This window comes from Mucilaginibacter sp., assembly GCF_025362475.1.
Classification (GTDB): Bacteria; Bacteroidota; Bacteroidia; order Sphingobacteriales; family Sphingobacteriaceae; genus Mucilaginibacter.
In genome coordinates this window covers 26,424-39,502 of record NZ_JANYGH010000014.1, presented here as the reverse complement: position 1 = coordinate 39,502, position 13,079 = coordinate 26,424, and the positions used below count along the sequence as shown (strand labels likewise).

Genomic DNA, 13,079 nt, shown 5'->3' with positions numbered 1-13,079 from the left:
TTCAGATGTGCAGATTATAAATATGCAGATTATATAAATTATTAAATCTCATAAACAACAACGCCCTGTTCAAAAGAACGGGGCGTTGTTGTTTATGATGGACCGAACTATTTAGTCGCTAATACGACAGTTTGCTTATCCAAATTCCAGCCTTCTACCAATATGGTTGGCGTAACACTGCCTAATTTGGCTACCGGAGCGCTTACCGATACAATTGTACTTTCGTGCGGAGCAAGGGTAAAATAGTTGCCTGTCCAGTAGCTTGGCATTACCTCTTCGCCGTTTTTCATCAATTGCGGGCGAACGAAGAATGCTATCTGATTTGAATTATTTGTAAACTGAACTGTCCATTTGTTTTCGCTTACACCTTTTTCAGCTTTTAAAACCTTGGCGCTTACCTGAGCATGTTTCATGCCATTCAATGATTTAAAATCATCATTGGCCGATAGCCAGTACACATTGTGTGATACCGCTTTGCCTGTAGCCGTTTTCAGGTTAAGCACTACAAAGCTTACGCCTTGTGTACCTGCCAGTATTTCTTTTAGTTGGATAACTTCCTGTACTCCATTTAAAGCCAAACCAACATGCTCTACTTTTGATGATTTGATGAGCTTGCTGTTGATATCAAAAATATCGGCGGTAGCAACAAGGCTGCCTGTTGCATGATGGGTACGGTTAATGATAGCCACACTGGAGTTATCATAGTTATACTGAATATGTACAGGCTCACAGGCATTTTGCATGGAATAGTATCCCGCGTTGGGTTCCAGGTACCAATCGTATATCTGCCAAATTACACTCGGCAGGGCTGCATTCAGTTTCCAGAGCATTACGCCACCGGTTTCATTCAGTTTATGCCCGTCGGCTTCAAAAATACCCTGGTAGCCTATATAGTTCATGAACTGCATCTTGTCAGAAAAATTGACAATATCACTCGGTGCACCATACCTTTTGGCCATTTCATCATAGTATTTATCATATTGCCCTGCTCCTGTTGCTGCATCATGATACCCCCAACTGTTATTTAAAGGGAATGGCAGATTTTTATCCCAGGTAAGGTTGGGGATAATTTTTGGCAGCGTAGTGTAAGGCGGCTGCGATGGCAGGCCTGTTTCATCCTTAAATACCCAGTCTTTGCCGGCATCTGCCAGTTTATAATAATCCTTAGGATCTTTCCAGGCATACGGACCACCACTATAAACGCCTGATGGCATATCATCCGGCCATGAGCCTTTCCATCCTTCGGGCAGTTTGGCAAAGCCTGATGAACTTGGGATGAACGGCCTTGTACCATCCAGTTCGATGATATCACTGCGCATTTTATCATATAGTTCTTTACGGGCATGACCTTCGTTGCCACCCGTCCATACCAGTAAACTTGGGTGATTGCGGATCCGGTAAATCGTGCTCTCTACATTTTTTACAAATATGCTTCCTTCCAATGGCCAATCGGGCGAGCCTTTAAACTCACCCTGTGTATCGCCGGTGATCCAAAAATCCGACCATACCATCTGTCCGTATTTATCAGCTGCATTCCAGAAAGCATCAGGAGGTGTAACACCTCCACCCCAAATGCGCACCAGGTTTACATTAGCATTACGGCACAAGTGCATCTCATAATCGTAGCGTGCCGAATCACGGTTCACCATCATATCGGGTACCCAAGCACCGCCTACCAAATGCACCAACTTACCATTCACGTAAAATTGGCGACGCACAAAACCGTTCACCATACTTGCTTTGGATGATACCTCACGCACCCCAAAAACAAAGGTGGTATCATCACTTATTCCCTTTACATCGGCATATTGCAGGCGTATACGATACAGGTTTGCTTTACCATAACCATTTGGCCACCATAATTTTGGCTGACGAATAACAAGCTGGCTTATCTTATCGGCATTTAACTCCACCATCTTGCCTGAGTTAGCAGCAACTGAAACAGCTTGCGTAAACTGGACTGGCAGCCCTGTAAAATTTTCGGGTTTTATGCTGATGGTAAGCTTGCCATTATTAGCCGTGTTGGTACTATTTGATAATGTTAAATTCAGCGATAGCTTAGCTATGCTGGTATCGGGGAGGTTTGGCAGACTGGTTACCAGTTTCGGCCTTCCAATGGTTACCGCCCCGGTTGTGCGCAAAAAAACTGGTTGCCAGATGCCCATATTACGATCGCGCACCGGGGGGATCCAGTCCCAGCCTGCAGAGCAGAGCATGGTTACGTTTTTACCTATATCTCCGGTCGGGCCGCCATTTTCATAAAACGGACCTAAAGCTTTCAACTGTTCTTTTGCGGGATAGCCCGGATAATCCAAAGGGTATATTTTTACAGCCAATGCATTATCGCCACCAGCATTAATTGCATTGCTTACATCCAGGTTATGCTCGGCAAACATGCCTGCCATTTGGGTACTATCGGCAATTTGCTTACCGTTAAGCCAAACTGCAGCGCGGTAATTGACGCCTTTAAATATCAGCTGAAACTGGCGTCCTTTATCAGCAGCAGCCACTTTAAAAGTTGTGCGGTACCAGTAAGGTTTTTTCCAGGGATTAGGATCATTGGGTAAATGGCTATACTGCTCCAGGTTATACTCCTTGTTAAACTGATCAGATGCATCAGGGATCAGCATATTGTTTAAGCCCTGGTAAGGATCGGGATAAATTTTATTGGCAACCAGACCAGTTAATACAGTTGAGGGCACTTTAACCGGAAACCAGTACACGGGCGAATGATATTTCATACTTGACAATTCGGTACCGGTAGCACTCACCAGGGCCGAAGACTGCAAATCAAAATCAGATAACTTAACCTGTTTTACAGGAGCAGACTGAGCCAACAAAAAGGAAGGTAAAACGCTCGCGACTAAAACACCTAAGGCAGCATAAATAGTTTTTTTCATCATAATGATTTTTTAACAGGGCCATGTGACGCTCATTTAATAAATGGGCATAAAAACATCTCCCGGCAATAAATAACAGAGGTAAAACTACTTAACAAACAGCATGATGCTATGGTACTAATTTATCCTTTTGTTATACAAATGATACCAAATACAATTTTAGTTCTACTTTTTAAGCGTGTTTTGCAATACGATCACAGGCTGGTACATATTCCAGTTGGGTTTGTAGTCTTTTTGATTGATTAGCCCTTCGCCCCCAATAGAAAAATTACCTAAAACAATATCCAAATCGCCATCCTGATCGATATCATTTACATCCATTGCCAACCATCGGCCTTCTGTATTTACAGGAATCTCGTGAACCTTGAATTTGCCACTACTGGTTTGTTCATGATAGGTAAACCCTTCAGTTGGGAGGTATTTAAAATTGGGGAAGAATGCGATCACGGCAAGGTCAAGGTCACCGTCTTTATCAAAATCGGCGGCCATTGCTTTTGAACAACCGTTGATATGATAAAAATAGGTTTGTTTAAATTTCCAGTTACCTGTATTGGTGAAAATGTAAACCCCATGATAAGGTTTAAATATGGGGGAGTAATCATTGTTATCGCCGCATGTATACAAAATATCAAGCTTGCCATCGTGATTAAAATCAACCATTTCAAAACTGCTTGAACCATATACCGGCGGAAAGTGTAAAAGATTCTGACTCGTAAAGCCACCTTTTTTATCATTCAAAAACAGCCAGACACCTTCGTCGGCCTGGGCAAACAGGCACACCATATCTGGCCAGCCATCGTTATTATAATCGCTGATATAAACCTGGGATGGGCCGGGCATCGCCCTGATAGGTTTTCTTATAAACGTATGATTTGCCCGTTGCTGCACCAGGTACAATCCACCCTGGTTATTTCCAAAACCACAGGAAACATAATCCATCAATCCATCTTTGTTAAAATCGGCATAGGCGCTTTTTACAGGGCGCGGCAGGCTATCGGTAATTAACAGGGAATCTTTATCTATTGATCTGCTGTTAAGGCCGATGCTGATCATTTTACCCTTCAACCGATCATTTGGCGGCAAAATACCTACACAGGTTATAACAGCGCCGTTTGGTTCGGCAGCTGTTTTAAAAAAATTGGCATCAACTACTGCCGAATTAAATTTCTTTACAAGGGTTGATTGAAGATCCTTATCCCATTTATAAAAGTTACCACCGGCATCACCGGTATAAAGGTGCTTATCGTTTACATTATAGGTAACCATAGTGGTTTTGGCGGGCCCATTAGCGGTGTCAACTTTTTGCGGACGTTGGAGGCTAAAAACAGCCCAGTCCTTCACGGCTTCGGGCTTAGGAATAATCAACTTATCGGGCGCCGAATATTTATAATAAACCATGATCTTATGCCAATCGGCGGCAGATATGGTTGAGGCCGAAGAAACCAGGTAATCGTCCATAAAGGGCCTTAAGCCAAATTTTGGCGCCATGGCCGGCAGGATGCTTTTATCCCATGTGGTTTTATCCAAAAGCGATGGATCTGGTGCCTGGTGGCAACTTGAGCAACGTATTTGAGCAAGCTTTTTACCTTCGGCAAGATATTTTTCATCGCTTGAGGATAAACCATCTCCCCCACAGCTATTGAAAGCCACCAGGATAGTAAACACCGAAAGAATAATTAAAAAGATCTTATTTGCAGACCACTTTTGTTTTTTAATCATGTACGCACTTATCACCTTTTGCTAAAGCGATCATTTTAAAAAGCCTTAATTTGATGAATTATAAGTTAAAAATAACATTAACCTATTAATCCTATTTTTTCATGTGATTTTCCAGTACAATGAGGGGTAGGTTACGATCCCATTGCGGTTGCAAACCGTGAATGAACATAAAGCCATTAGCATAATTACCCAACACAATATCAAGCTTGCCATCGTTATTCAAATCGGCTACATCCATACACATCCAGCGGCCATATTTACTTACCGGTACTGCATGGGGTTTAAAATCAAATGATTTTGTTTGTTCAAAGTAAATGAATTCCTCGGCAGGTGTATTTTGCATATCTGCAAAAAAAGCGATGGTAGCGATATCCAGGTCGCCATCGCCATCAAAATCGGCAGCTATGGCCTTTGTACAGCCATTTATTGGATAAAACCATTTTTGTTTAAAGTTCCAGTTGCCTGTATTGGTAAAAATATACAAACCATGATAAGGTTTTAATATACGCGAATCATGATAGTTATAACCACAGGTATAAACCAGGTCGGGATTACCGTCATGATCCATATCTGCTAACTGGAAACTGGTTGAACTGTTTGTTGGCGGGAAAGTTAACAGCTTCCTTGTTGTAAAACCACCTTTTTGATCATTGGTTAAAAGCCACAGCCCTTCATCACCGGTGCCAGTTAAAACCATTACATCGGGCCAGCCATCTTTATTAAAATCACCTTTTACAGCCTGTACAGCTCCCTCCTTATCCAGAATAGTTTGTTGCGTATAGGTTTTATCCTTGTTTTGTTTTAATAAATATACACCACCTTTTTTATTACCCTGGCCGCATACCACCACATCATTAAGCCCATCTTTATTAAAATCGCCCGTTAGGGTTTGTACGGGGCGTGGTAAATCGGATGCAATGTAGGTTTGGCCGCCGTTCGCGTCTTTAGCATCGAGGTTAAGTTTTATTACCTTTCCGTTCGGGAAATCAATAGGCGCCATTCTGCCAACGGCCGAGATAAAACCGATATTATTTCCGGTCTCATCTTTATCAAAACTAATATCGACACCTGCAGAAGGTAAAGACGCTATGGTGTCTGCCTTCAAATTGGTATCCCAGGTATATAATTTTTCATTTACCGCATCGGCGCTGTATAACTTTTTGGTTGCACTGTTAAATGCAATAGTAGTTGTAAAGCTGGTAGCTTTTAATGGTGCCGGCTTTTTTAATGTAAAACCAGCCCAATCCTCCGTTAACGGAACAGGCTTTTTGGCAGGTAATAAGGTATCGGGCGCCATTTTCCTGTAGTAATCAACTATGGCTAACCATTCCACAATGCTGGCACCCGTTGTATCTTTAGAATTGCTTTTGAAGAAAGAGCTGCCATAAGTAGAGATATTGAGCATGGGCGCCATACCAACCAGTACATGGTTTAACCAAACATTTTTGGGTAAGGCATCTACAGGTGTTAAGGCATGACACCTTGTACATTTTAACTGCACCAGGTTTTCCCCATCCACCTTAACGTTCCCGGTTAGTTTATATGGCTGTGGTTTGGGTTTGCAACCATACATTAACGTAACAAATGATATTAAAACAGTAAATAAAAGCAGGTAAGTAGTAACCAGGTAACTCTTTTTAAAATTCATAAAAACCTATATACAGTTATTTTTTTAGTTTTAGTTTTTGCCAAATGTATTCGCCAACTTGCCTGCCTTGGGCGGCACCCTGGTTTACACTGTTGAGGTAATGTATACCACCATAAAAACGACTTATAGAGGTCTCGTCAGAAGCTTTTAAAAATGAATCGAAATGGCGCTGCATCCCTATATACTTTAAATCGCTGGTATCCTGGTAGGCAAAATTATCACCAAACAGGTGGGTAAGTATTACCGCCGAGGCCGCGCTGATGTCGCTGTGCCCGCTTGGATACTCCGGAAACGGAGGAGTTTGTAACATGGGCAACCAATTGTGGTCAATTTTTTCGTTGATAACGGTTACAGGCCTTATATAGTTAGTTTCATATTTAACCTGCCAGCCACAAATAAAGGCATCAAACAAGGCTATTGATGTAAGCGCGTAAACCTGGGCTGTTTTTACTACATCGGCATGTGTTTGCTTACAGGCAATAGCTGCTATACCAATCCAGTGGCCGCCGGGGGTAATTTTTTTATTGGCAAACATCATATGCCCGTTATGCTGAATTACAAAAGGGTTATCATCCCAAAAGCGGGCTATTGTTTTTTGCTCTTCAGTAATATTTTTACTCAACTGGTAAACCTCCATATTTTGCTTGAAGAAAACGCTGTTTTTATCTTCGCTAAAAGGAGGTGGCGGCGGTAACTTAAACTGTGTTGAGGTATCAACCGCGAACGTATGCATAGTACCCCAGCAAAACTCAACACCATCAAGATAGTCTGGTGCAGTAGGACGCCATTGACCCGGCTCTTCATTACCTAAAAAACGAGGTTTGCCACGGGTTTGAGGATAATTATCAACCGCACTGCGTTTTAAGATGAATTTGCCCATTTGGGTACCAAACGCTATAGAACGCGCGTAGGTAGAATCATCAAGATTATCTTTGTACATAGCGTACACCTTATCTTCATATTTCTGCAGTGTATCAACAGAAAAAGTGATCTTGTGGGCTACTGTAAAAAAAGCTTTGGTGGCTGCAAGCGTAAAATTGTACTTTAAATCTTTTTTGGGCTCGGGTGGTTTGCCAAAGCCCTTTAATTGTGCTGCTATTGAGTTATAATCCGGGTTGGCGTAGCGTGCGGTTTCGTAAGCTGCCAGGGTAGTATAACCATAAATACGACTTGCTACCGGGGGCGAAAATACGTCATATATGATCACCTGGGTTAACTGATCAACATTGTTATGCAGCACATCGGCATCTTTCAGTAAAGCCGTTTTCTTTTTTTGTGTACAGCTATATACCAGGAATAAACAGGCAACGGCTGCAAATATTTTAAAACATCTCATATACAAGTAATTAATTAAGCTGTATGGTTCGTTGGTGGCCATAGCCATCAGTTATGGTTACTGATGCCATATTGTTTTCAATATTAAAAAATCTGCCGGATTGCGACAAGAAAGAACTACCATTATAAAACTCCTCCCTGGTAATTTTACCGTTTTTGTATTTTATAGTGGCATAAGCATCCAAAGGCTGTAAACTAACCGTTTTAACAGGGCGTTTAAGTTCAAATAGCTTCATCATATCCCGGTTTTGGGTAGCCGCTAACAGATAATTACCTTTAGCACCCCTTAACTTAACCAGGGCCTTACCATCGCCGGGGATATACAGGCCACTTTGTAAAATACTAAGCGGTTTAAAATTGCCTTTCCCATCACCTTTGAGTATTAACCCGTTAAACGCATCATAACGGCCGGTTGCAACTTCGGTACCATAATCATTTCCACTCAAGGCCACATCAAGGTTACCATCACCATCAAAATCATCAACTGTTATACCGCAAAGTGCCGACATCTGGGCCTCCATTGGTAATGGTAAAACCGTAAACTTACCACCGCCATCATTGCGCAAATAGCATGATTGCAGATAATTGGCTTTTAACCTGATGGCACCTTCGCGCATTTTTGGAGTAATTACTGTATCCATCGTAGCTACAGCAAACGATCTGTAGTTCTGAAATCTTATACGCATGCTAATCATCTGCTTAACAATATCATCGCGCCCAAAGGCCGGAAACTCCTGCATCTCACCTTGCTGATCTTTCAGAAAAACAGATGGAAAGGCGTCGTAACTACCGTTGTTATCAAAATCCTTGGCTGTAATATAAATAGGATGCTGATCTGATGCCTTGTAAAATGTGTTAAGCCCGGTATTACCAACTATATAATCGATATCGCCGTCATGATCAAAATCTCCGGCTGCGATGGTGTTCCACCAGCCTAATTTATCCTGTACTCCTGTACCAGCTGTTATATTTTTAAATACGCCCTTATCGTTTTTAAGGAAGGTTATTGGCATCCATTCCCCGGTAAGTACAAGGTCTGGCCAGCCGTCGTTATTAAAATCGGTAAAGGTGGCATCACATACCAGGCCAATATCTTTCAATGCCGGGGCCATGGCAGCAGACACATCAGTAAACCGTACAACGCCATTCTTACTGTCGTTACGTAATATAAAGCTTGATACCGGTTTAGGATAATTCCAGGGATCAACACGGCCGGATACAAACAAATCAAGTTTGCCATCGTGATTAAAATCAGCCGCCTTTACGCATAGTTTACTGGTAAGGTTTTTAGGCAGGGCATCTGGTTGCAGCGTAAAGTTGCCTTTACCATCATTGAGGTAAAACCTATCCTGGTAATTAACCGAACCATGTTCGCTCTCAAAACCGCCGCTTGCAATGTAAAGATCAGGATGACCGTCTCCGTTGGCATCAAATAATAATAAACCTTCATCCTTTACTCCTGCTTTTGGCACAACATACATGCCCATATCCATTGCGTTATTAACCGGGGCAGTATTTTTTGGCTGAGGTAAAAGATCACGCTCAATAAATTTGCCATTGGCCTGCTGCAAAAGTAATTGTGCCGGATAATGTGTTGTGCCCCCAATTACCATATCATCAAATCCGTTACCATCAACGTCGCCAACGGCTACGGCAGGTGTGTATTGCGATAATTTGTGAGGGATCAGTTTTTGTACGTTAAAATCAATGTAATCTTTTTCCTGGTGTTTGTAGGTTATTCCTGCCGATTTTGTTACCTCGCGGAAGAGTGAATTGGTATTTAACGCCGGTTGTTTAAACGTATAGGGCTCTTTGGCATCGGCCATATTTACCTTAATGGTTTGATTGGTTTTTACGTTTTTCAAAACCTGTTTTTTGCCGTTATCCCATCGTATCACAACAGAATCAAGCTGGCTTGTTTTACCTAAACCAAAATGCGCTATATTTTGGATGGTTGATAAATAACCGCGGTATGGCGTATTCTCATACACCTGTTGCTTACCATGATCATAATAAATATTGGCAAAGGCGCCAATGCCGCCCAGATTTTGCGGGCTGCCATGAAATTGTATGTGTAAATAGTTGCTTTCAGTTTTATCTTGTTCGCGGGCTGTGTTTTTGTAGATGAAGGCCTCGTCATCAATATTATTGATGATCATATCCATAGCTCCATCATTGTCCAGATCGGCATAGGCCGCTCCGTTTGAGAATGATGGTGCACTAAGCCCCCAGCTTTTGGTTACATCAGTAAACTGTAGCCCGTCGGTATTTTTAAATGCATAATTGGGTATTTTTACAATCGGGATCTGATCCAGTATCTGCTTGCTTGAAGCAATTGCAAAAGCCTGGTTCCTGAAAGTAATAAAGTCATGATCGGTAACATCGCGCGGATAACCATTGGTGATAATTAAATCGCGTAAACCATCATTGTCAAAATCGGTAAGCATTGGTCCCCAGCTCCAGTCTGTTTGGCCAACCCCGCTTAAAAAAGCAGTTTCACTAAAAATGGGCGCGCCAATAGAGTCATTTTGGCCAAGACGCGGGCCTTTATTAATTTGTAAAGTATTACGGGTGTACTGGTATTGGTAACCGTAATAATCAAAGTTTTGAAATATCTGGTAATTATTGGCTGGCATAAACATCTTTTTACGGAAGTTATCCTCGGGGTTCATATCAACTTCAAACGCGTCAACCAGTCCATCATTATTCACATCTTCAAAATCCTGCCCCATCGCGCTAAAGGCAGTATGTTTAAAATATTCTTTTGATCTTTCGGTAAAAGTACCGTCGCCATTGTTAACGTACAGTAAGTTATCGGGTAAAAAATCATTGGTTACATAAATATCTTTCCAGCCATCTTTGTTAATATCAACAATACTGGATGCGTGGCCATAACCTTCAATAGTTATGCCTGCTTGTTTTGATACATTGGTAAATACAGCATGTTTTAAAGCTGCATTCCAATCATTACGGTAAAGCCTGCCAGTACTTTTATGACTGCCATCTTTTATTGTTGGCCTAAATGTGCTTTGATTATCACTGGCTATAGCTTCATTAACGGTAAGGTACATATCAAGGTCGCCGTCGTTATCATAGTCAAAAAACGAGGCCATGGTTGAGTGTACATTGATATTTAAGCCATACTCCTTAGCCATTTCTTTAAATACTGGTACCCCATCCTTCCCTACCCCCTGGTTCACATATAACAGGTTGGTTCTTTTAACAGAATCATCCAATAATGTATAGCATACATAAATATCGGCCAGGCCATCATTGTTAATATCAACAACAGCTACTCCTCTGCCCCAGCCGCCTTTGCCACCTACGCCTGCTTTTGCCGTTATATCCTCAAACTTCATATCGCCTTTATTCAGGTATAATTTGTTTGATACGGTGTTACCCACAAAATAAATATCCTGCAAGCCATCATTGTTAAAATCGCCAATGCCTACGCCACCGCCGTTATACAAGTTAAGTTTGGTAAGGGGATTTATTTTATCATCCTCAACTATCGTATTGCTAAAAGTAATGCCCGATTGTGATGACGGAATGAGTTTGAACAAAGTGGGCTTTTTGCAGGCCGTTAACAAGCAAATAAACAGGCAGCTTAACAGGGGTATATTCTTCATGAATTTTAAACGTAGGCTATAAAAAAAGGTGGAGATAATTATCTCCACCTAAATTAGAATAATCAAACCAGTTATCAAAAATTAATAACCAGGATTTTGTTTTAAAACAATTGGTCCTTTTGAGTTTGAAATGTCAATTTGCGCTTGAGGAATAGGGCGGTATTCGCTCTTATTCTGAGTAAAGTGAGCATCTTTCAAAGTAATATCTATGCTCTTATCGCTTGCAAAGAATGCATTGATCTCAGCAGCCTGGTAAGCACTACCCCATCTTTGTAAGTCAAAGAAACGGTGGCCTTCCATTGCCAATTCAATTTTACGTTCAAAACGTACAGCTTTACGTGCATAAGTCTGATCAGGGAATGAGGTATAAAGACCTATTTTGTAATTAGCTGCCGGTGTAGTTTGAACAGTATAAATTGATTTAGAAGCATCGTAAGGTGAATTTAAATAAACCCAACCGCTGGTTTTTTGTGCACGCTCACGAACCATGTTCACATCTGCCATAGCAGCTGTAAGGCTACCAATTTCAACTTCACATTCTGCAGCCCATAAGATGACATCCGAGTAACGGATCAGGTTAACGTTGTTTGAAGTACTTAAAGCAGAAGTCCAGGTATTTTCTGTACTTGTGTTAGTACCAACTTCGCTTTTTGAGTATACGTTCTTTTTAGGACTGAAGTGACCGTCAGATCCAGGGTTACGAATCCATGCATCACCAGGGTGTGGACCCCAGTCAAGATAAGGGATACCTTTACGACCCATAGTGATATCGATACGTGGATCTAATGTACCTGTATAAGTAACATCTGTTACCACTGGTGCAGCGTTAAAATTATCAAGTAACGGTAAACCAGTTACAGGATCGGTTTTGTAAGAGTTTGCTAACCATTGTGATGGGTTAAAGAAACCGCAGCAACCACCAGGACCACCATTGTAAGGGAAGTTAAGGTTATCACCCTGGTTACTGTTATTACCCAATGAACCATCATTTACAGATGCCTGAACAGCAAATACTGATTCTGCACTGTTTTTTTGACCAGCCTCTGGGCTAAAGTTCTGCTGAAAATGATCATTTAAAGCATAATGTTGTCCACCTGCTGTTACAGCGGATGCACCCATCAATGTAGCTAACAATGGTTTTGCATCTGTGTATTTTGCCTGAGCCATGTAAACTTTAGCAAGATATGCCATTGCAGCATATTTGTTGGCACGACCTCTTTGAGGTTGAGTTTCAGGAAGGTTTTCAGCTGCGAATTTAAAATCAGCTTCGATTAAAGGATAAATATCTTTATCGTTTTTGATGTTAGCGAAATCTGTAGCTGTTTCATCGGCATAAGGCACCATAAAGAAGTTACGACGTAATTCAAAATAGAAATAACCTCTTAAGAATTTTGCTTCACCAGTGATCCTTTTAATATCATCGGCCGATAGGTCCTTCGCGTTTGGAATACCGCGTAAAACATCATTAGCACGTTGAACACCATCATACTGGGCAGCATATTTGCCTATTATAAATGAATTTGTTGCAGGTAAAATAAATGTAGCTACCGGGGTTTGATCATTTGCACCATCTGATGGATCTGAACCTTTATAGGCGTCGCCACCGGTGATACTACCAAACATCCAGTTTGATGGAGCTGCAGACTGTCCTGCACCGTTACCACCGTAACCATCAAGCTCCGAGTAAGCACCTATTAATAAACTCTCGACACCCGCTTTGTTTGACAATAGAGCAGGGTCAATCTGACCCAGGGCCGGCTTATCTAAAAAGCTTTTTTTACACGCGTATACTGTACATATTAACAGCAAGCATAGCGGGATAATTAATTTTAATTGAAATTTTTTCAT

Annotated in this window: 6 protein-coding genes; all 6 read right to left on the bottom strand. The window is 41.5% G+C overall.

Annotated features, from left to right (window positions below):
• Window positions 1-107: 107 nt before the first annotated feature.
• The 6 genes from Q0R88_RS05385 to Q0R88_RS05360 all read right to left on the bottom strand — a co-directional run bounded on the left by Q0R88_RS05385 (window position 108) and on the right by Q0R88_RS05360 (window position 13,079).
• Complete coding sequence (locus Q0R88_RS05385) at window positions 108-2,903, bottom strand: beta galactosidase jelly roll domain-containing protein (RefSeq protein WP_295713312.1); 2,796 nt, start codon at window positions 2,901-2,903, stop codon at window positions 108-110.
• 162 nt (window positions 2,904-3,065) lie between these two features.
• Entirely contained in the window at window positions 3,066-4,619 is a 1,554-nt protein-coding gene (locus Q0R88_RS05380; protein WP_295713308.1) for a VCBS repeat-containing protein, read from the bottom strand.
• Window positions 4,620-4,710: 91 nt separating this feature from the next.
• Window positions 4,711-6,267 carry a VCBS repeat-containing protein gene (locus Q0R88_RS05375; RefSeq protein ID WP_295713305.1) on the bottom strand — a complete coding sequence of 519 codons (1,557 nt, stop codon included), beginning with the start codon at window positions 6,265-6,267 and terminating at the stop codon, window positions 4,711-4,713.
• Between the two features lie 16 nt (window positions 6,268-6,283).
• Window positions 6,284-7,603, bottom strand: a complete 1,320-nt coding sequence (locus Q0R88_RS05370) for a vanadium-dependent haloperoxidase (protein WP_295713303.1) — start codon at window positions 7,601-7,603, stop codon at window positions 6,284-6,286.
• Between the two features lie 10 nt (window positions 7,604-7,613).
• Complete coding sequence (locus Q0R88_RS05365) at window positions 7,614-11,231, bottom strand: VCBS repeat-containing protein (RefSeq protein ID WP_295713300.1); 3,618 nt, start codon at window positions 11,229-11,231, stop codon at window positions 7,614-7,616.
• A gap of 81 nt (window positions 11,232-11,312) precedes the next feature.
• Window positions 11,313-13,079, bottom strand: coding sequence for a RagB/SusD family nutrient uptake outer membrane protein (locus tag Q0R88_RS05360; protein WP_295713297.1), 1,767 nt, complete (start codon window positions 13,077-13,079; stop codon window positions 11,313-11,315).